We start from the raw sequence: 20,074 nt of genomic DNA on the forward strand, positions 1-20,074 counted from the left end.
AGCCAATTTAAAAGACAGCGAGTAATCTCGCTGCGTGCGCTTTACACCTTGCTCCATCTAGCTCTCCGGAAAATCGGGATAGGAGGTGTAAACCTTATTCAGGACGGGACACTCTCATAAAAAAAAGCGCCCCGAAGGGCGCTAAAAAGGGCATGACGATCGTAGCGTCAACTCGATATAGCCTCGTCAGCCCTGCTCAGCAAACCATGCTCAACGCAGCATCAGGCGCAGAAGGCCCTGGGTGAGGCGGCCATAAGGAGGTTTGAGCAAGAAGCTGCCATTGAATTTCGCCTGGTAGAAAACCGGCCGCATCTTGCTGAACGCCTGGAACCCTTCTTCGGCGTGATAGTGGCCGAGCCCTGAATTGCCCACACCGCCGAACGGCAGGTTTTCCTGCAGCACATGGAGCATCACGCTGTTGACCGAAACGCCTCCGGACAATGTCTGGCGCAGCACCGTCTCGACACGGCCGGCGTCTTCGTCGAACAGGTAGAGCGCCAAGGGCCGTTCATGGGCGTTTATGTAGCTGATCGCGTCCTCGAGCTTGCGATAAGCCAGTACCGGCAACACGGGCCCGAAGATCTCCTCCTGCATGATCAGCATGTCGTCGCGCACATCGAACACCAAGTGCGGTGTCAGCTTGCCCGCCCGGCGCGCGCCATCGACATCCGCCAGCGCGACCACGCGCGCGCCCTTGTCCCGAGCGTCCGCTAGTAACGCCTCAACCCGCGCCAGCTGGCGCGCATTGATCATGCAGGTGTAGTCAGGGTTGTCAGCCAACGGCTGTGGGTAATTTCGGGACACCGCCGCCCTGGCATGCTCCAGGAATTGCTCCTCGTAGCCGGCAGGCAGGAACAGGTAGTCAGGCGCGACGCATGTCTGTCCGGCATTCAGGCATTTGCCCCAAAGAACGCTCTCGGCAGCCTGCTTCAATGGGTAACCCGGGGCGACGACAGTGGGCGACTTGCCGCCGAGCTCCAGGGTCACAGGCGTAAGATTCTCGCTGCAATTGCGCATGATCTGCCGGCCGACCGCAGGCGAGCCGGTGAAGATCAGGTGATCGAAGGGTAGTCGGGAGAAACCGTCGTTGACACCGGCACCTGGCTGTATCACCGCCACCAGGTCCTGATTGAAACGCTTGCCCAGCAACTCGACGAGCAACCGTCCATAGTGGCTGGAGTCGCTGGCCACCTTGATCATGGCCCGGTTACCGGCAGCCAGGGCGCCGCATAGCGGGCCCAACGTCAAGTAAAGCGGGTAGTTCCACGGCGCGGCGATACCGATAACCCCGAGCGGCTGGGCCAGCACTGCAGCGCGCGCAGGCTTGAACCAGATCCCGACACCGCGCTTACGCGGTTTCATCCAACGCTTCAGGCAACGTACGGCGTGGTTGATCTCGCTGACCAGGCCGAAGATATCGAGCATCTTGGTTTCGTGTTCCGACCGGTGGCCGAAATCGTTGGATATGGCGGCTGCGATCCGTTCGGCGTTCTCCAGCACCAGCGCCTTGAGCGCCAGTAGGTTAGCCCGTCGGGTTTCATAGGATGGATAGCGTTCCTCGGCGAATGCCTGGCGCTGAAGCGCAAAAATCTCACGCATCCGCTCTACTGCCGGGGCGACTTGCTCGATCGACATTGTGTAAGTACTCCTGGTGGTTCTCTCTGGATCGCAACGACTGCAACTGCGGTCGCGCAAACGGCCTCAACATGGAAAGCAGAGCGCGTCAGCGCACTGGAACCGCCTGGTGTTTTGTCCGTTCAAGAGCGAAGTACGCGTAGTACAACTGGATCATCATGAACGACCAACTGGCGAGCGCTATCGACATGAACACGGCCTTCGTGTCATCCCCGGGTATGGGGTAGAAATCATAGATGCAGGCCACCAGCAGCCCCAGCATCGCCGCTAGCGTGACCCCGAATGCATGCAAGTACTCGCCGACCATCGCCAGGCGGCTGATGAAGTACGCCAGATAGACCGTATAGCCAGCCCACATGATGACGTAGAAGTAGGGAAGCGGCTTGATCATGAAATCAGCCTTGATCATCACGAACGTGCAGACAAAAGTGATAGCGAATATCAAAGCGTCCTTGCCCGCCGAAGGCCGGAAGCCATGGGTGACGGCCATCAGGCCAAGCACCGTGACTATCGGGATGCCGAAGCCGCGTGAAAACGCATCGCAGAAATACGAAATACCGTAGGCGATTTGCGACTGGGTCAGCAGGTAGATCAGGAAGTTGGTGCCGGAAAATGCGACGATCAACCATTCCAGGCCCAGCAGGAAGTTGCCTCTGCGCAGGAACTTGATGCCGTAGGTGCTTCCGGAAAGCACCAGGAGGACGCAAGTGAGCAACGCAAGAACATCTTTGGTTTCCATAGCTCAGGTCTCTTTCTTGTAGGTATGAAGGCTTTACTTCGAGGTGGCCGACAAGGCGGCAAGGTAATGCGCCAGCGCCTTGCGGTCTTGCGCTGAGAGGGTCTGGGTAACCGCCTTCATCGAACCGGTTGGATCGACCCGGCTGCCCTGGGCAAAGGCGTCCAGCTGTACCAGCAGGTAGTCGGCACCTTGGCCAGCCAGACGCGGGAATGCGCCCTGGCCCATCAGCTTTTCGCCATGGCAGGCAGCACACCCGCCCGCCTTGACCAGTTTTTCGCCTTGCTGGCGCAAATCAGGATCAGGCTGGAACGTGTGGTTATCCATGGGCGTCTGGCGAGCGTAATAGTTGGCCAGCTTGTCGATTTCAGCGTCACCCAGGCTCATTGCCAGTGGCTGCATGTTCGGGAAATGGCGGATGCCATTGGCAAAGCCATGCAACTGCGCCTTCAGGTAATCGGCGGGCTGCCCTGCCAGACTGGGATAACGCTGGTGCTGCGAGCTTCCGCGCTGCCCATGGCAGCCGTAGCAGGCATCGGTCGTCTGGGGCCAGGGCCCGTCCGCTTCATAGGCCTGGGTAGTGCTGTCGATATAGGTGACGAGGTGGTAGAAGCCCAGCAGGTCACGGCCGAACAAGGCCAGCAGGGCGACCAGCAACACTGCCGTACCCCACAACAATTTTTTTTTCATCACTGTCCCCTATGCCCGACGTAGCGAGGCTAGCGCCTGCAGCGCACTTTGATGACCTGAGCGCACGGCGCCATCCATGTATCCGGCCCAGATATCGGCAGTTTCAGTGCCCGACCAGATGAGGTTGCCGCACGGCGGACGCAACGATTCGCCATGCTCGCTCCAGAAACCAGGCGGAATCGCCGACACGCAGGTGAGGCTCCAGGGATCTGCCAGCCCCCAGTCATGATCGTGGTAGGCGACCGGCTGCAAGGCTTCATCGCCCAAGGAACGGGCGTAGATTTCGATCAGTGCCTGCTGCGCAGCCTGGTGATCGGAGGGCAGCATTGCATTGACGACGAAGGCGTTGATTACACCGATTTCGCCGTTGGGTGGGGAGTTGTCCCAGGCCCATAGCAGTGGTCCCTTGACCTGCATCGTATGGCCGTTCAAGCCCTTCTCTCGCCAGAACGGCCGCTTGTAAACCATCGCTGTCTTGCGCGCCGGGCTGTGTGCCGGCCAGGCGCGCTGCAGCGCCGCTCGCCCTTCCGGCAGCGCGGGTTCGAAGCGTACCTGGTTGCACAGGGCCGGATGGATCGCGACGATGACCCGGCGGGCGCGTATCAACCCTTGGTCAGTGTGCAGCGTGACGATGTCACGGTCCCACTCGCTGATCGCACGCACCGGGCAGGCTAGACGCAGACGGTCGCCCAACTGCTCGGCGATGCGGGTGCACAGTATCTGCGAACCGCCCACGAAGCGCGTGCCCTGGGCGCTGTCCTTGATCGAGTCCAACTTCATGTAGTCGCAGCTTGCCGAATTGATCATCGACAGAAAGTGCAGCAGACTCATCTTGGCCGGGGCCACACCACAGGTGAGCATCAAGCTGGTATCCCAGCCAGACCTGTCCTCAGGCTTGATATCTTGTTGCGCGAGCCAGTCGCCTGCCGAGAGCTTGTCCAGTTCGTCGACCTTGGAGGAAGTCCATGGCTTACCGGACGGTACCAATCTGGAGAGCTCGCTGAGCTTGGCGCCGATACGTTCATCAGTGCCGAAGGTGCCTTGCAAGTCGATCTCCAGCCGCCCTTCCCCCCCAAGAACCACGGTCTTCCCTTGGTAGTAGGTGGGGAACGTGTCTACCTGAAGCTCACGGGCCAGGTCGGCGACCGCCGTCTGCCCTGGCCCGATCCACTGCCCCCCCACCTCGGAGATGTAGCCCGAGCCCAGGTCGTAATTGAGCACCCGGCCGCCGACCCGCTCACGGGCTTCCAGCACCTGGAATGAGCGGCACCCAGCATTCAGCAGGTCGCGGGCCGCCGTGAGTCCAGCCATGCCGGCGCCAATGATGGCGACATCCAGAATGCCCTCATCGTCGCCATGCGCCGCCGCCAGAGGCTCGGCAGCGCTGGCCAGGCCGGCATGCAGGCCGAGGCCACTAACGGCCGCGGTGGCGCCAGCGAACTTCAGCAACTGCCGGCGCTTGAGATCCAATGAATTGGAGGTAGGCTTTTCAGCCATAAAAGGAGCCTCACGCTATTGTTATTCGATTGTGCTGCGCCACTGCGTGGCGCTTCAGGTCCAACAAGCAAGGGATGGAGCGTTATCGTTCAGGCGCCCAGTGGCAGGCGCAGTGCGCGGCGTCGCAACTGCACCCCGAACAACACCATCCAGAACGGGAAGATCAGTACCACGAGCACCAGCAAGGCATTGGTCAACAGATCCAGGGCTGCAAAAAAGCCGGAAATGAAATACAAGCCGAAGCACCAGCCCACCACCTTCAGCGGCAGCAGGACCGAGCTCCCCCATCCGGCATTCTTCAGATACCGTCCCACGACGATTCCCCAAAATAGGACCACGGGGCCTTCGCACCACCACAGCCCGCGCTGGCTAGCCACTGCAATAGTCGTCCATGCTGCCTCGGCGCCAGCTCGCAGGGCCTCGCTGCCCGTCAAGTGCAATTGGGCCAGCGGGTTGAGCACCGAAAGTTGCAGACTTGCACCTGTCACGCCGAGCACCACATAGGTAGCGATAGCCAGCAGGGCCATGTCCCCGAGCACCCCGGCCTCATCGCGAAATTCACGCCAGAAATACGCCCCCAGAGCCAACAGTGGCAGATAGAACCCCAGGATGTCGGCGAGCATCGACAACCTGAAGTACTGCCTGGCTTCAGCCGGCAGGGTAAGCATGGTCGCTCCCTGCAATGTCACGGCCATGTCGCCCTGGGTGACCATGAGCATGAAACCGACATTGAGGTAGGCGAAAAGTCCGCCGATGATCGAAACCCACGCGGTGAAACGCACGGCCTCATTCGTATAGTTGTTCATTGCATCTCCCGGGTGGACAGATAGATCAGCCTGGCGCCGCGAGGGGACGGCGCCTTGGCACAGTTGCTACGCTCGCGCCCGGCGGTTCAGGGCGTTGTCGAGCAGGTTTACACCCGCCAGAGCGGCCTTCACCGCGCACCACTGCAGAGGTTCGGGAAGCGTCGAGGGGCTCTTGTGGCGCAGCGCGGTGAGCAAGGGTTGCTCGATGCCCCCAATGCGTTCCGCCAGCAGGAAGCCGATCAGCGATTGGGTGCCAACGCCATGTCCCGAGCAACCCGCCGTGTAATAGATATTGTTGTGCGGCCCGGTTTCGCCCACCACCGGCAAGGCGTCGTAAGCCAGGCTGATATAGCCGCTCCAGCACTTGTCGATCGTCACGTCGCGCAATGACGGGAAACGGTCATCCAGGGCTTGCCTCAAAGCGGCGTAGGCCGCCCGATCCGGTTCGTTCGGGGTCTTCGAGCCATAGGCGTAGCCCAATTGTTTGGTGGTTATCAGGAGGGTGTTGCGCGCGGTCAGGCGGTGACTCTCCATGGTCCAATGAGGAGTCACGATGCCTTCGCGCCCCTGCCAACCCAGGGATTTCAGTTGTGCAGCGGACAGCGGCTGCGTCTCGATGGCCGAGACCCGCAGCGGCGTGATCTTGTCGCGCAGCAAACCCAGTTGCGGGGTGTAGGCATTGGTGGCCAGGACCATGATTGGCGCGCTCGCCGAGCCTTTCTCGGTTCGGCAGGTGATGGTTGGGCCGTCACTGTAAGACAGCAGCTTGGTCTGTTCGAACAAGCGCACACCGGCCTGCAGCGCCGCTCGGCGCAAGCCCATCACATATTTGCCGGGATCGAGCGTGCCACCGTGCTGAATACAACCGAAAAGGAACGCAGGCGGGATACCGCGAGCGCGCATTTCGTCTTGATCCACGAACCGTGTGACCGAACCCAGCTCCTGGCCCAGCGCCATGCTGTGGCGCAGCCTTTTTTCCTGGGAGGGATGGATCACCGCACGGATAACACCGCTGGGGAGGTAATCGCAATCAATAGCCAGCTCACCCAGCCGTCGTTCCACGTAAGCCACGCCTTCATCATAGAAGGACACGACCTTCCTCGCCTGATCCACGCCGAGGCGCTTGTGGAACAGTTCGAACTCGACACCCATACTGCCGGCAAGGTAGCCGGCATTGCGACCGCTGGCGCCGAACCCTGCAAATGCCTGCTCGAGGACTACCACGCTGGCGCCGAGCGCGGTGAGTTCCAGGGCAGTGGACAGCCCGGCGAAACCCGCGCCGATGATGATCACATCGGCATTGATGTCCTCCTCGAGCTTCGGCTGCAGGTCGTCCGGTTGTTCGACCCACCCGCCGAGAAGGCGAAACTTGTCAACATTGCTGCGGGGCTCGGACATCGTTTGCCTCCGAAAATTGTTGTTGTTTAGTCAGACTCTACTGCTGTGCCAGATTTAACGCAACAACTGTTATGTTGTTTTTTAGATGCATCCATCATCAGCTATGGAAGCGGATCTGCAGGCTTGGATAAGCGCGGCCGCACCCTTGAGGACGGTGCGACCGGGCAGGCTCAGCGAGGTTTTTGATCTGAAGGCGGCGCGCTCACGCCATGGCGGGAAAACAGTAACGGCTGGCCGTCACCCTGCATGAGTGCAGCGGTCAGCGAAACGCCATCGCCGCTGCGCCTCTCGTCGAAGGTAGCGCCGCCGTCCTGGCTGTCTACCAGTAGGCCATCAAGGCCTGCCGCCAGTATGTGTTTGCCCTCTGCCTGTATGGTGGTAATCGAGCTACGGCTGTTCAGCGGTATGCGCTGCCACGCACGTGCGTCCGGCGTACCGCGCAACAAGGTACCGCGTTGCCCGCCTACCAGCAGACGCCCATCCGGCAGCACGGCACCACTCCACAGCGAGCCCTGGTAGCCGGTGTCCAGGTAACGCCAGGTCTTGCCCCGGTCATCCGAGCGCAGCAACTTGCCATGCTCGGCGGTGGCATAGACGGCCCCCTGCCCATCGCTGAACAGGCTCAACAGGTTGAGGTCGGCGCGACTAGCACCAGGCTGGGGTTGCAAGGTGCGTTCGGTCCATGTGCCCCCGCCGTCGTCGGTTGTGAGTATCAGCGACCACAACCCTACCGCCACGCCTTGTTGGCGATCAAAGAAATGCACCGCGAACAGCGGGCGGTCGACATCGCTGTCGATGCGCTGCACCGACCAGGTTTCTCCGCCATCACCGCTGGCCAGGATCGCGCCCCAGTGGCCAACGGCCCAGCCGTTACTGGCATCGACGAAGCTGACACTGGTCAACGTGCTTGACAAGGGTACGCCGTGGGCCTGCCGGTAGCTGCGCCCATGGTCGTCGGAAAGCAACACGATGCCATGGTCACCGACGGCCACCACCCGCTCCCCCGCTTGGCCCGCGCCCAGCATCATGGCGTGCGCGGCATTGCTGGCAGGTGCCACCGGCACCGCTTGCAGCCCCGCGGCCCAAGGCGCGGCCATTGGCATGGCCGCTAACAGGGCGATGCCCATGACCCGTTTCAGGTAGTGCATGTCATTCTCCTCAATGGGTCAGCGCGCCGACCATGCGCACCGGGCGCTTGCGTGGGAACACCCGTTCCAGCCAGACGGCGAACGCTGGCAGCACCGTCATGGCCATGACCATGTTGACCATGAACATAAAGGCCAGCAGTTTGCCCATGTCAGCCTGGAACTTGAGCTCAGAGAACGACCAAGTGGCAACGCCAACCGCGAGCGTGAGCGCAGTGAAGATGGTCGCGATCCCGACTTCGCGCAGGGCGCAGGCCACCGCGGTGGCGATGGACTGGCCATGGGCCTGGTGCAGTTGGATGCGGTTGTAGATGTAGAACGCGTAGTCGACACCGATGCCCACCGCCAGGACCATCACCGGCAGGGTGGCGATGGTCAGGCCGATCTGCAGCTCCTTCATGAACCAGTAACCGATGAAGGTGCCGAGGGTCAGCGGCAAACAGCACACCAGCACTGCCCTGAGGTCGCGGTAGACGATGAACACCAACAAGGCGATCGCCGCATAGACATAGAGCAGCATCGGCGTTTCACTCTTCTCGACCTCCTCGTTGATCGCCGCGATCACCCCGGCATTGCCTGACGCCAGGCGCACTGCAATGCCCTGCTGCGGATAGGCAGTGCGAAACGCCTTCACCGCATCGATTACTCGGGAGATGGTGGTGGCTTTGTGGTCAGCCAGATACAGGTGCACCGCGGTCATGCTGCAATCGGTGCGCATCAGGCCAGGCAAGCGCCCCACCTCGGCGGCCAGAGACGAATAGTTCATCGGGTCGATGGGCACCGCGCTCATCTTCGGATTGCCTTCGTTGTAGCCCTCGTTGAACTGGCGCATCGCTGATGAGAACGACGCCACTGAGAGCACCCCAGGTACCCCTTCCATGGCCCAGACGAAGCGGTCCTGATATTGCCCCAGCGCGGTATCCTCGCAAGCATTGGCACTGCCATCCGGCCCTGGCCGTACCTCGAAAACCACGCTCAGCCAATCGAGGCCGATGTCATAATTGCTGGCAATGGCCACGGCATCGCGGTTGAAGCGTGAATCCTCCCGCAGCTCCGGCGCCCCTGCCTGAAGCGAGCCGACCACACGGTCGTGGCTTTGCCAGACGGCCATGACGAATACGGCCACGGCAACCACCAGCACCCAGCGGGCGTTGCGCCAGTCCGCCAGCCTCGCCAGGTCTTCCAGCCAGCGCGACCGCCGTTGGCGCGACACTTCCTCGGCAGCGGCATAGCGTGCATCGACCTTCAGCATCGAAGCCACCAACGGCAGCATCACCAGATTGGTGACAATCTTGTAGGCGACGCCAAGCGAGGCGGTGATCGCCAGTTCGCGGACCATGGGGATGGGGATCAGCAGCAGGGTGACGAAGGACACCAACGCGGTAACCAACGCCAAAGTGCCGGGTATCAGCAGCCCGCGGAAGCTGGAGCGGGCAGCCTGCGCGGCAGGCTTGCCATCAGCGATCTCGCGGACGATGTAGTTTATCTGCTGTACACCGTGGGAAACGCCAATGGCGAAGACCAGGAACGGCACCAGCACCGCCAGCGGATCGAGGCCATAGCCCAACAGGCGCAAGCTACCGAATTGCCAGACCAGCGACGTCAACGAGCAACCCAGCGCGAGCAACGTGAAGCGCACCGAGTGGCAGTACCAGTACACCGCCGCCGCCGTCAGTAGCAAGGCCAGCAAGCAGAACTCCAGCACCGCTGCTGCGCCATCGGCGATATCGCCAATCTGCTTGGCGAAACCGATCAGCTGGATCTCGAAGTCGGCATCCTCGAACGGCTGTCGCAATTGCTGCTCCAGCACACGGTTGTAGGCCACATAGTCCAGGCGCTGCCCATGGACATCGTATTCGTTGAGCTCGGCAGTGATCATCGCACTGGTCTGGTCCCTGGAAACCAGGGTGCCGATATAGCCGCCCTGAGCGGTGGAATCAGCAATGCGCCCGATGATAGTGGCATCCAGCCGCTCGGGGGTCACCGTTCCCGGCACCAACGGGTCGGCACGAAAGCCCTCCTCCGTGATTTCGTTGACGAAGGCGTTCGGCGTCCAGAGCGAGCGGACACTGCTGCGAGAAACACTGGGCAGGAACGTGACTGCCTGGGTCACATCGGCCAACCGGCGTAACCCCGCCTCGCTCCAGATGGTGCCGTTGCGCGCCCTGACCACAATGGTCAGGCGGTTCGCGCCGAGCAGGTCGCCGCGGTATTGCTTGAATGTCTCCACGTATTCATGACCAATCGGCAACTGCTTCTCGAATCCTGCATCCATGCGCAGATGCACGGCGAACCACGCCATACCCAGGGTGAACGACGCGAGCGTCGCCAGCACCCAGCCACGATGCCCGAACAACCAGGCTTCGCCGCATGCCAGCAGGCCACGCGGCGGTGTTTCTTTGATCTTGATAGACATGTTCACGGCAGGCCTCACAGAGTGCGCGAAACGACGACACCTACGTAGTCGCGATCACGGAACAGCTGGTCATAGGGCGTGTCGCCTCCCATGAACTTGGCGTAGTTGAACGACACCTGCCAACTGGCAGGGTTACGCACGAAGTTGAGGTAGAGATTCATGCTGCTGGCATCTTCGGTAAAGGTCGCCGAGAGGTTGGGCGTTCGTCCACCGAGGGAGCGTGAATAGAAGATCCCTGGCGTCACCTGCCAGCCTGGGACCAAAGTGCCGTCGTAGGTGAGGCTGAAGTCCAGGTTGATCCCCGATGAGGTCTTGTCACCCCGAGCCTTTGGCGCCGTCGCAGGGTCCAGCTGCCAGGTATTGCCGCCGGCGGCAATAATCTCGCCGTCATAGCTACGGTGCAGCCCCGGGTACTTGATGACCACCAGCTCGGTCAGCAACGTGCCGGTGCTGGCGCCGGTGAAATCGAGCAGGGTGGGCGAATTGGACGGCGTCATGCTGTAAAGCCCGGTGAGGTGCCACTGGAACTTCTTCTCGTCCTTCCAGCACTTGCCGCCATTGTTGCTGCACAAATCCAGCACCGGGTTGAGCGGCACTGCGTCCTTGGGCCGGTAGGATAGCTCGGTACCCACCGCCCAATCGCCGATCGGCATGTTCGCGCTGATGCCGTACAGCATGCGGTCTTCCGGATACTCCCACTTCTGCGCCAAGGCGAAGGTGTCCGTGTCCAGCAGGCGCATCGTCAGCGATGGCAGCTTGTCGTGGTAGCGCAGCACGTACAAGCCGACGTTCAGGTCGCTGTCCTGCGGCTGCCAACGCAGCGAAAGGCCCCATTGCCCGCTGTCGCGGGCGTCCTTGTCGTCGAACCCGTAGGTCTTCATCCCGCTACCCAGCGCCGTGGTGTAGGACCAGTAGCTGCCCACCGGTGGCACCTCGCTCTTGTTCCAGGCGAACTGGTAATAGGCCTCGATGTTGACCCCACTACCGAGACCCGATGCCAGGCTCAGCATCGGTGCCGGGAGCACCGCTTCCTTCAGTTGCACGCCCGGGCGCGAGAGCGCCTGGATGTCGTAGGCGTTGGTGTTGTTGATACCGCCTTGCACGAATAGGCTCTCGCCCCAGTTGATCACCTGGTTCCCCAGGCGGGCGCGGACCCGCTGGTCGCCGACATCAAAGCCCTTGCTTACCCACAGGTCGAGCAGGCGCGCCTTGAACTCCAGGTCATCGCGGGCGGCACTGGTCAGCCCGTCCTTGCCCACGCCATCAGGGGTGTAGAACGACAATGCGCCGCTGGTATCAGTGGCCGCGAAATCGCGGATCCAGCTGCCGCGAGCCATGAAGGTGAAGTCTTCCGGCATTTTTAACAGCAGTTCATGGGTGCCTTTCAGATAATGGGTGAACAGGTCGCCCTTGTCGTAGTTGAGGTCACCCTGGTCGCCAATTCCGGAGGTCTGTGCCAGGCAACCGCTGGGCGGATGATGCCCACTGGTACCCTGGTTGATCAGGTTGCAGGCCTGGGACTCGGTGCGAATACCCATGCCGTAGGAAATCGTCGAATCGAACGAGCCCCTGACGGTCTCGGTCTCGAAAGTGAACCCCATTGCCAGGGGAGTCATGCACGCAATAGCAAGGCCTGATGCTTTTGTGATTGTTGTTTTCATGGCGGCGCTCGAAGTGGAGAAGTTCAACGTTCGCTGATGGCACGCAGGTTGTCCGAGGTGTAGAAGTCACGCTTCAGACGGGGGTTGCCGGCATCCTCGGTGAGCCAGCGATGGTCTTTCTTGCCGACGCCAATGGAGGTCATGTCGTAGAGGTAGCGACCGTCTACCAGGTTGTACTGGACCTGGGCTTCCATATCGCAGGTGCCGGTCTCGTAGACAGGGATGGGGTAGCCCTCGCGGACTTTCCAGATCTGCCCTTGCTTGTCATAGTCAACCGCAACCAGGCCGTTCCAGCTGTCCTCGTCGATATAGAACACACGCTTGGGCGCCTGGTGGCGCATGCCCTGGCGTACGGTCGCCTCGACGACCCAGACCCGGTGCAGCTCATAGCGGCGGTACTGCGGCGCAAAGGCGTTCTGCTGCGCAACATCCTCGATACGGGCAGATGCGTCATACGCCCCGAACGAGTTGTAGGGCACCAGCAGCTCCTGCTTGCCGACCAGCTTCCAGTCAAAGCGATCCATCGGACCGAAGAAGATGTTCGACTCGTCGATGGTGTACTGGTTATCCAGGCCGATCTGCGGCGAGTCATAGGAATACGACGGCATGCGACGCACCCGGCGCTGGCCAGGGAAGTAGTAGAAGGTGCTCGCCTGCTCGCCGGCCTTGGTCGTGACTACCCCGGCCTGGCCAGCCAGTGCAGCCGGCTCGTTGTAGGAGAAGTAGGTGGCCACCTCGAGTCGGTCGAACGAAGAGAACAGCGCACTGCCCTTCTGCCCCCACGGCGTGAACATGAACCAGTCGGTCGAGGTCTGCAACCAGCTCCCGCCACCGGGACGCGGTGAAAGGCCGGACACCGTCTTGGACATGTCGAAGCCTATGCCGCGGTAGCGCATCTTCATGTTCCACATGACCTCGGCGCCTGTGGTCGGCATGGGAAACGGAATGCCGGGAACATGAGCGTCCTGCAGCGCAACCCCGTCGGCGTCGAGCGTGGCGAAACCGACATTCTTGCGCGTATTGTCGACGACAAAGTCCGGTGCACCGCAGGTGCGTCGGGTCGGATAGACATCCATGCGGAAATCGGGAATTTTCTTGAACAGCTCCAACTGGCCTGGAGAAAGCTGCTTGGCGTGCTGTGCTACGTTGGCTGCGGTAATGCTATAGAGCGGCTGATCATCCTTGAACCTCCAGGACTGCCCCCGCACCTGCCCATAACTCCAGCCTGTGTCCTGCTTGCCAGGCGGCGCCCAGGCGGGAATCACGCCATCGGCGCTCGCAGCAACTTCAGCACCCAAGGGCGTCAGTTTCGTTCCCAATTGCGAAGCATCGTTCTGCGCAGCCTGCACTGCGTCGCAGGCGGCCAGTGCCACAAGTGCCAGGACCAATGACCGCCCTCGGCAGCCAATGGAAGTTCCAATATCAAGGCGCTGAATCACATCTTTCATGCGAGGTTCCTCACGAGCTCTTGGCGACCGTTCGACATGCCTCGTTCGAGGCACGATTTACGGCTGGGTTTGTTTCAAAGCATGGTCAGATGGCGACCACGCAATGACACAGCAATTTGTTTGCCAATATTTTTTCATGTTTATTTTCAATTAGTTACATTTTTATAACGATTGATATGTGATACCTGACAACTCAGATGCCCATCTCTGAAGCACGCACAAGAACAAAATGTGCAATTACGGAACACTTGTTACCTTAATTCGATGAGAATGCATTCTCCCCTGCCCCAGGCGGATCCGAGCGGGGCAGGCAGGCGTCATCGAGGAAAGTAAAAAGTGGAAGGCCGCAATGAGCGCTCAATTACGCAGGCAGGCTTTGGTCAAGGCGACATTCAATGAGCCTGTGCCCTAATGCCGAAAAACATCGCCGATTCCGGCAACGGGGTGAATGTGAGGGGTAATGCCGGGGCTCGCAGAAGCGCCCACAGTCGACAGGTAGACACCACCTGCAACCAGCACAACGAACACAATGACGATAAGCATTCGAGTCATGACGGTCTCCGTAATCGGCGCTTGGCCGCAGCAGAGTTTGTTTTTGTTGGTGCGTCCTCTCCGAGTCTGACGGGCAAAGATGCTTGATTGCTTCACATATCGCGCCACTAAACAGGCTTTTTATGACAGCCTGGAAAGCCATGTTCCAGGGTGGCGGACAGCTGTTACGATGCCCCATCACCACCTCGGGCATTGCATGCACACTGCCGGACCAGAACCTTCGACATGACTTCTTTCGTCCTCGACATCGCCCTGCTCGGTTTCGACGAGTTCTCGACTCGCCAGGGTCTGGATGCCCGTGCGCTGCTTGAAGAGGCAGGCGTGTTGGACGGCCGGACTGACCTGCCGCTCAGCGGTGAACGCTTTGCCGCACTCCTAGAGTTGGCGTCGCGCAGGTCCGGCAATGCGCTGTTCGGCCTGCAGCTTGGCTTGCAACAAGGGCTTTCGGCGCTGGGAACGCTGCACTATGTGGTAAGCAGCGCCCACACGGTTGGCGATGCGCTGCAGGCATTGATTCGCTATTTCCCGACCCACAGCAATGGCGCGGAGCTAAGGCTTGAGCAGCGGGGAAATCAAGCCTGGTTGCTCTATGACGTGATAGACGCAAACGTGACGGCCACTCGGCAGACCGTCGAGCTTGCCATGGCGCTCGGCACCCGGATCATGGAGAGCCTCCTAGGGCGGGCCTGGAAACCCCAGGAGCTTCTGCTTCGCCACGCTGCCGGCACCCGTCTGAACACTTACCGAGCCTTGCTGGACATCACTCCGCGCTTCGACAGCGCAGTCAATGCCTGGGTATTCGATCACGCCCTGCTGAGCCACGCGCTCGGTGAGCGTGATGCTGGCTTGCAGGTGTTAATGAAAAACCACTATGACGCGTTTGCGTACCTCACCCTGCGCGAACTCCCCGCCCATGTACAACGGCTAATGCGGCACGGCCTTTGCGATGGCCAGGCCAGCCTTGAACAGATAGCCAGGCAACTTGCGCTCAGCCCGCGGACTCTGCAGCGTTACCTGCAAGCCGAAGGTACCCACTTCCAGGCTTTGCTGGACAATACCCGGCAAGCCATGGCCAAGCGTTATCTCTGTGACTCCACCGTGAATCTGACACAGCTTTCCGCGTTGCTTGGCTACACCAGTCTGGGCGCCTTTTCCCGCGCTTTTACCCGCTGGAACGGCATCAGCCCACAGAAATGGCGGCAACAACAGACCGGGCAACTGGCTGCACTGGAAGCCCACGAGGCGTCTCAGCCATGAAAGCGGTATCCGCCACGCCCCGCGAGCGCAGAACGACCACTGGCTCATTCATCCGTGCGCTGGCGCTCAGCAAATTTACCGAATTCGCCAGCAATGACGGGCTCAGGCCGACGGCAATGCTCCGGCTGATGGCTTTGCCTGTGGACGTAGAACAATTCCCCCAGCAGATCCTTGCCTACCAACGCTACTGCGGATTGCTGGATTTGTGCGCACAACATGCCGAGCAGCCGCTGTTCGGTTTGCGGTTCGGGATGCACCAAGGGCTAGCGGTATTCGGTGACATGCTCTATCTGCTTGGCAGCACCCAATCGGTAGGCGAAGCACTGCTGGAGCTCAAGGACAATTATGCGGTGTTCAATGGTGCGGTTAGCATGGAGCTCCTACCTGCACGCGATCAGGTTCGCCTCGAGTTTTCAACACCTCGGCAGTACGGTCCCGGGCAGTTCCAGGCCGCAGAGCTGATGTGCGCCGTGGCCCTGAAACTGTTGCGTGCGATGATCGGTGACGAATGGCAACCTGATCATGTGGCCTTTACCCATGCGCCACTTGGCAGCGAGCAGGACTACAGGAGCATCCTTGGCTCACCTCCGATGTTTTCGTCGGCGTTTACCGGCCTGGTCTTTCCACGGGATGTCCTGTCGATGCCGCTGAACGCCAAGGACACAACATTGCACCAATTGCTGGAAACACACATAGGCCGAATGGAGCGCTTGTCCAGCGCGGCACTCCCTGGATCCATCAAGCAGCTGCTCCGCCACCTGCTTCCCAGCGGCCGTGCGACAGTGGACAAGGCCGCCAGCTGGATGGTCCTGAATCCACGGTCGTTGCAACGCCAACTCTTCGCCGAAGGGACTTCATTCCAGCAGCTTCTGGACGAAGTGCGCCAGGAATCAGCCCAGCACTACCTGAAGGATCCTGCCATCAGCATGAGCAGGCTAGCTAAGCTTCTGGGATATGCAGACTCGAGCGGCTTCAGCCGCGCCTTTCATCGCTGGTTTGGCGTTACCCCGCTCCAATGGCAACGAAGAACCGGGCTGACCAGGCAACCCCGCTTGCTCCGAGGTCGAAAAAACTACAACGGCCCTGCCGAGTGAAGACGGCTTGGCAACACTGTTGCCATGCGCATGACTCAGAACTGCGAACTGTCCAGCAGATAAAGCGATTCACTTCCGGCTTTCACCGAGGCTATCAATGAATGGATCCGAGGTAGCAGGCGGGCAAAGTAGAAACGCGCAGTACCCAGCTTGCTTGCGTAGAAGTCGTGTTGACCTGCTTTGGGCAGCGCCGTATGAGCCATTCGCGCCCACATATAGGCGTAGACGGTGTAGCCAAAGACATGCAGGTACTCGACCGAGGCGGCACCCACTTCGTTGGGATCACCCTTGGCGCGGTCCAGGATCCAGTCCGTCAACTCCTCAAGATTGAGGACCGCAGCTTTCAAGGGTGCGGTAATTCGGCCAGTGTTGGTGGCGCCGAATGGATGAAACCCAGCACCTCGTCGATCAAGGTTTTCGCAGAGGCGCCTCCCGTTCCCAGGACCTTGCGGCCGAGCAGATCCAGCGCCTGAATGCCATTCGTACCCTCATAGATCCGAGTGATACGGCAGTCACGTACCAATTGTTCCTGGCCCCATTCGCGAATATAACCATGCCCGCCAAACACCTGTTGGCCGTGCAACGTGGCTTCCAACCCCATATCGGTCAGGAATGCCTTGGCGACCGGCGTCAGCAACGCGACCAGTTGTTCTGCGCGCTTGCGCTCGCCGGCGTCTTCGCTGTACCTGGACTTATCCAGCTGCATGGCGACATAGCTGGAAAATGCCAATCCTTGGACGCCCACGCCCAGTCGTTCGTAGTTCATCATGGTGAACATCGCAGCCAGGCCTTTGTTCGGCTCGCCGACCAGCCAGGTCGGTGCCGGCATGCGGTTCGGTCAGTCAATATCTCGCGCACACATTCATGAATTGCTCTTTTTCTGGCGCGATTTGTTAAGTCTCTGTCAGCCGGAGTCTTTAGACTTCCGATAATCAAAAACAAAAACGGCAACCCGCCGATCGCTGGAATCGGAGAGATCATGCGCCGCATTGCATTCATCGGTACGGTCACGATTTTGCTCACAGGCACCTTGTATTCGGCAGACCAAATCGTGCACACCAGCCCCCTTTACCCTTGGCCTGTCTATCTAATGTCCAGTGTCGCGGACCTCCTCAAACTCTTGCGCGATGCATGGGGGATCCAATACTGATTGGCCCAACCTCCACCACGTCAATCGTCAGAGACCACGGCTTTGGGTTCGGTAATGCACTGGCGCACGAGCCCTAATGGCTGCCAACCCACATCAACGCAAAACGCCACCACGCCCTATCGAGGAAAACTGAAAGCACTTTGAATACAGCCCAAGGTTCCGAGACTTGCTCGGGCGGCTTTAGCGTTTCATGGAAATTCACGCATACCCAGCCGAGCATGAATATCACGCCTATATCGAACTGCTGTGCTCATCCTCAAGTCGGCCTATATCGCACAGTAAAACCGACGCCCGTTCGTCGCCCAACAGCCAGGCGCAGTCGATCAGCCCCCTCGCCGCTCGACCAGTAGCTGAATCCCCCCAACGGAGTCAGCCACCATGAGCAATTCCCCGATCGACCACGAGGTGGTCACCCGCAGCCAATGGCTCGCCGCACGGCGCCAGTTGTGGCTGCACGAGAAGGCCTTCACCCACCAACGTGACGAACTCGCCGCAGCCCGGCGAGCCTTGCCTTGGGTGAAGGTCGAGCAGGCCTACCGTTTCCAGGGGCCGGGAGGTGAATTGGGTTTGGCCGACCTGTTCGCCGGGCGCAGCCAGCTGCTGGTCTATCACTTCATGTTCGCCGAGGGCTGGAGCGAAGGCTGCCCAGGGTGTTCGTTCCTGGCCGATCATTTCGACGGTGCCAACCTGCACCTGGCGCACCACGATGTATCGCTGGTGGCGGTGTCGCAGGCGCCGTATGCCCAGTTCCAGGATTTTCGCCGACGCATGGGCTGGCGCTTTCCCTGGTTCTCCTCCAACGGCAGCCGTTTCAACGAGGACTTCGGCGTGCGCATGGCCACCGACGGCTCGGCGCAGTACAACTACGAGCCCTATACGGGCAACGAGCGGGAGCTGCCGGGGCTGAGCGCGTTCTATCGGGACGACGACGGCGAGGTGTACCACACCTATTCCACCTATGCCCGGGGGCTGGACATCCTGGTGGGGGCGTACAACTTCCTCGATGTCGCGCCGCTGGGGCGTAACGAGGAAGGCACCATGGACTGGGTGCGTCACCATGACCGCTATGCGGCGAGCGCCCAAGCGGGGCATTGCTGCCATGAGTGAACGAACGAGGGGCCTGACGTGCAGGCCCCTCATTCCAGGCGAACAACCTGCCGGGCACCGTGAAGGTACCCTGGCGAGGCTTCAGCCCTGTTGCACGGCCGCGAAGGCCTCGGCCACGCGACGCAGGTTGGCCGGGCGCAGCCCGGACATGCATACCCGGCCGCTGTCGATGAGGTACACACCGAACTCGTCACGCAGGCGGCGCACCTGGGCGACGCTGAAGCCTGTGTAGCTGAACATGCCGCGCTGACGCAGGAAGAACTGGAAGTCCTGGCCTGGCAGCAGCTCGCCGAGCAGGTCCACCAGGCCCTGGCGCATGTCGAGGATACGCTTGCGCATCACTTCGACTTCCGCCACCCATTGGGCGTTGAGGCCGGCATCACCCAGTACGCCGGCCACCAGCTGGGCGCCGTGGCAGGGTGGGCTGGAATAGTTGCGGCGCACGGTGGCCTTGAGCTGACCGAGCACGCTCTGGGCGGTGGCGTCGTCGTCGCAGACCACCGACAAGCCCCCTACCCGCTCGCCATACAGCGAGAAGATCTTCGAGAACGAATTGCTCACCAGGCACGGCACGCCGGCACGGGCCATTTCGCGAATGGCGTAGGCATCTTCCACCAGGCCTTCGCCGAAACCCTGGTAGGCGATATCCAGGAACGGAATCAGCTGGCGCGCTTTGACCACCTCGACCACCTGTTGCCATTGGCTCTGGTCCAGGTCGACGCCGGTGGGGTTGTGGCAGCATGGGTGCAGCAGGACGATGCTGTTCGGCTCCAGCGCCTGCAGCGCGCCGAGCATGCCGGCGAAGTCCAGGCCACGGCTGGCCGCATCGAAGTACGGGTAGGTGTGGACCTTGAAGCCTGCACCTTCGAAGATGGCGCGGTGGTTGTCCCAGGTCGGGTTGCTGACCCAGACCTGCGACTGCGGGAAGTAGCGCTTGAGGAAATCGGCACCGACCTTCAGCGCACCGGAACCGCCGACGGTCTGCACGGTGGCCACGCGACCACCGGTCACGGCCGGGTGGTCGGCCCCGAACAGCAGTGCCTGGATCGCCTGGCGGTAGCTGGCCAGACCTTCCATGGGCAGGTAAAGCGAGGCTTCGTGGGGCTGGTCGGCCAGGCGCTTCTCCACCTCGCCCACCGCCGCCAGTTGCGGCACCACGCCCGCTTCGTCGTAGTACAGGCCGATACTCAGGTTGACCTTGTCGGCACGGGGGTCGGCCTTGAAGGTCTCCATCAGCGAGAGAATCGGGTCGCCGGCATAGGCATCGACATGTTTGAACACAGCGCACAGCTCCTTGGATCAGGACAGTTCGGGGAATGCTGCCTGCGAGGATACCTGCAGTGGCGCTGGAGGAACATCACTGATGTGCAAGGGTGTCAATGCAGCCTTGCATGTTCGGCTTTGCACGTTTGACGCCTGTGAGATCGAGCGCCGCGCAGGCGGCGCTAGATCCCACAGCCACCACCCCGCCCCAAGCCCTCC

General features: G+C 60.8%; 14 protein-coding genes and 1 pseudogene. 3 read left to right on the plus strand and 12 right to left on the minus strand.

Going from position 1 to position 20,074, the window contains the following annotated elements; translation table 11 throughout:
* Positions 1 to 210 precede the first annotated feature (210 nt).
* From ACNFCI_RS22235 to ACNFCI_RS22280, 10 genes are all read right to left on the minus strand, one after another.
* A complete protein-coding gene (locus ACNFCI_RS22235) occupies positions 211 to 1,635 on the minus strand; it encodes a coniferyl aldehyde dehydrogenase (RefSeq protein WP_368829409.1) in 1,425 nt (474 codons plus the stop codon).
* A gap of 88 nt (positions 1,636 to 1,723) precedes the next feature.
* Positions 1,724 to 2,374: a hypothetical protein gene (locus tag ACNFCI_RS22240; protein WP_084857576.1), complete on the minus strand. Its 651-nt coding sequence runs from the start codon at positions 2,372 to 2,374 to the stop codon at positions 1,724 to 1,726.
* Between the two features lie 33 nt (positions 2,375 to 2,407).
* Complete coding sequence (locus tag ACNFCI_RS22245; protein ID WP_368829408.1) at positions 2,408 to 3,061, minus strand: cytochrome c; 654 nt, start codon at positions 3,059 to 3,061, stop codon at positions 2,408 to 2,410.
* Between the two features lie 9 nt (positions 3,062 to 3,070).
* Positions 3,071 to 4,558, minus strand: a complete 1,488-nt coding sequence (locus ACNFCI_RS22250; protein WP_368829407.1) for a flavin monoamine oxidase family protein — start codon at positions 4,556 to 4,558, stop codon at positions 3,071 to 3,073.
* An 89-nt stretch (positions 4,559 to 4,647) separates the two neighbouring features.
* Positions 4,648 to 5,364 (minus strand): hypothetical protein, encoded by a 717-nt coding sequence (locus tag ACNFCI_RS22255; protein WP_368829406.1) that lies wholly within the window; start codon positions 5,362 to 5,364, stop codon positions 4,648 to 4,650.
* 66 nt (positions 5,365 to 5,430) lie between these two features.
* On the minus strand, positions 5,431 to 6,762 hold the full coding sequence (locus ACNFCI_RS22260; RefSeq protein WP_084857570.1) for an NAD(P)/FAD-dependent oxidoreductase: 1,332 nt from the start codon (positions 6,760 to 6,762) through the stop codon (positions 5,431 to 5,433).
* Between the two features lie 170 nt (positions 6,763 to 6,932).
* Positions 6,933 to 7,910 carry a WD40/YVTN/BNR-like repeat-containing protein gene (locus tag ACNFCI_RS22265; protein WP_084857568.1) on the minus strand — a complete coding sequence of 326 codons (978 nt, stop codon included), beginning with the start codon at positions 7,908 to 7,910 and terminating at the stop codon, positions 6,933 to 6,935.
* A 10-nt stretch (positions 7,911 to 7,920) separates the two neighbouring features.
* A complete protein-coding gene (locus tag ACNFCI_RS22270; protein WP_368829405.1) occupies positions 7,921 to 10,323 on the minus strand; it encodes an RND family transporter in 2,403 nt (800 codons plus the stop codon).
* 14 nt (positions 10,324 to 10,337) lie between these two features.
* Positions 10,338 to 11,984 (minus strand): DUF1302 domain-containing protein, encoded by a 1,647-nt coding sequence (locus tag ACNFCI_RS22275; RefSeq protein ID WP_324815994.1) that lies wholly within the window; start codon positions 11,982 to 11,984, stop codon positions 10,338 to 10,340.
* A 23-nt stretch (positions 11,985 to 12,007) separates the two neighbouring features.
* Positions 12,008 to 13,432 carry a DUF1329 domain-containing protein gene (locus tag ACNFCI_RS22280; RefSeq protein ID WP_368829404.1) on the minus strand — a complete coding sequence of 475 codons (1,425 nt, stop codon included), beginning with the start codon at positions 13,430 to 13,432 and terminating at the stop codon, positions 12,008 to 12,010.
* Positions 13,433 to 14,209: 777 nt separating this feature from the next.
* On the opposite strand from ACNFCI_RS22280, the gene ACNFCI_RS22285 reads away from it, so the two are divergent.
* Together ACNFCI_RS22285 and ACNFCI_RS22290 are read left to right on the plus strand one after the other, a co-directional pair.
* Positions 14,210 to 15,241: an AraC family transcriptional regulator gene (locus ACNFCI_RS22285; protein WP_324816000.1), complete on the plus strand. Its 1,032-nt coding sequence runs from the start codon at positions 14,210 to 14,212 to the stop codon at positions 15,239 to 15,241.
* A complete protein-coding gene (locus tag ACNFCI_RS22290) occupies positions 15,238 to 16,335 on the plus strand; it encodes an AraC family transcriptional regulator (protein ID WP_084857559.1) in 1,098 nt (365 codons plus the stop codon). The genes ACNFCI_RS22285 and ACNFCI_RS22290 overlap by 4 nt, the downstream gene beginning before the upstream one ends.
* A 35-nt stretch (positions 16,336 to 16,370) precedes the next feature.
* Here the strand turns inward: ACNFCI_RS22290 and ACNFCI_RS22295 are convergent.
* Positions 16,371 to 17,158 (minus strand): annotated as a pseudogene (locus ACNFCI_RS22295) (acyl-CoA dehydrogenase C-terminal domain-containing protein); the annotation flags it as partial.
* A 705-nt stretch (positions 17,159 to 17,863) separates the two neighbouring features.
* Here ACNFCI_RS22295 and ACNFCI_RS22300 point away from each other — a divergent pair.
* A complete protein-coding gene (locus ACNFCI_RS22300; protein ID WP_084857557.1) occupies positions 17,864 to 18,592 on the plus strand; it encodes a DUF899 domain-containing protein in 729 nt (242 codons plus the stop codon).
* A gap of 81 nt (positions 18,593 to 18,673) precedes the next feature.
* On the opposite strand, the gene ACNFCI_RS22305 is transcribed toward ACNFCI_RS22300, so the two are convergent.
* Positions 18,674 to 19,873, minus strand: coding sequence for an aromatic amino acid transaminase (locus ACNFCI_RS22305; RefSeq protein WP_084857555.1), 1,200 nt, complete (start codon positions 19,871 to 19,873; stop codon positions 18,674 to 18,676).
* Positions 19,874 to 20,074: the final 201 nt, after the last annotated feature.

It is taken from the genome of Pseudomonas sp. NY15356 (assembly GCF_048068175.1).
GTDB lineage: Bacteria > Pseudomonadota > Gammaproteobacteria > Pseudomonadales > Pseudomonadaceae > Aquipseudomonas > Aquipseudomonas putida_K.

What these genes read in the sequence shown, in the direction of transcription:
- ACNFCI_RS22235 (WP_368829409.1), bottom strand. Translation starts at nt 1,635, where the DNA reads ATGTCGATCGAGCAAGTCGCCCCGGCAGTAGAGCGGATGCGTGAGATT.
- ACNFCI_RS22240 (WP_084857576.1), bottom strand. Translation starts at nt 2,374, where the DNA reads ATGGAAACCAAAGATGTTCTTGCGTTGCTCACTTGCGTCCTCCTGGTG.
- ACNFCI_RS22245 (WP_368829408.1), bottom strand. Translation starts at nt 3,061, where the DNA reads ATGAAAAAAAAATTGTTGTGGGGTACGGCAGTGTTGCTGGTCGCCCTG.
- ACNFCI_RS22250 (WP_368829407.1), bottom strand. Translation starts at nt 4,558, where the DNA reads ATGGCTGAAAAGCCTACCTCCAATTCATTGGATCTCAAGCGCCGGCAG.
- ACNFCI_RS22255 (WP_368829406.1), bottom strand. Translation starts at nt 5,364, where the DNA reads ATGAACAACTATACGAATGAGGCCGTGCGTTTCACCGCGTGGGTTTCG.
- ACNFCI_RS22260 (WP_084857570.1), bottom strand. Translation starts at nt 6,762, where the DNA reads ATGTCCGAGCCCCGCAGCAATGTTGACAAGTTTCGCCTTCTCGGCGGG.
- ACNFCI_RS22265 (WP_084857568.1), bottom strand. Translation starts at nt 7,910, where the DNA reads ATGCACTACCTGAAACGGGTCATGGGCATCGCCCTGTTAGCGGCCATG.
- ACNFCI_RS22270 (WP_368829405.1), bottom strand. Translation starts at nt 10,323, where the DNA reads ATGTCTATCAAGATCAAAGAAACACCGCCGCGTGGCCTGCTGGCATGC.
- ACNFCI_RS22275 (WP_324815994.1), bottom strand. Translation starts at nt 11,984, where the DNA reads ATGAAAACAACAATCACAAAAGCATCAGGCCTTGCTATTGCGTGCATG.
- ACNFCI_RS22280 (WP_368829404.1), bottom strand. Translation starts at nt 13,432, where the DNA reads ATGAAAGATGTGATTCAGCGCCTTGATATTGGAACTTCCATTGGCTGC.
- ACNFCI_RS22285 (WP_324816000.1), top strand. Translation starts at nt 14,210, where the DNA reads ATGACTTCTTTCGTCCTCGACATCGCCCTGCTCGGTTTCGACGAGTTC.
- ACNFCI_RS22290 (WP_084857559.1), top strand. Translation starts at nt 15,238, where the DNA reads ATGAAAGCGGTATCCGCCACGCCCCGCGAGCGCAGAACGACCACTGGC.
- ACNFCI_RS22300 (WP_084857557.1), top strand. Translation starts at nt 17,864, where the DNA reads ATGAGCAATTCCCCGATCGACCACGAGGTGGTCACCCGCAGCCAATGG.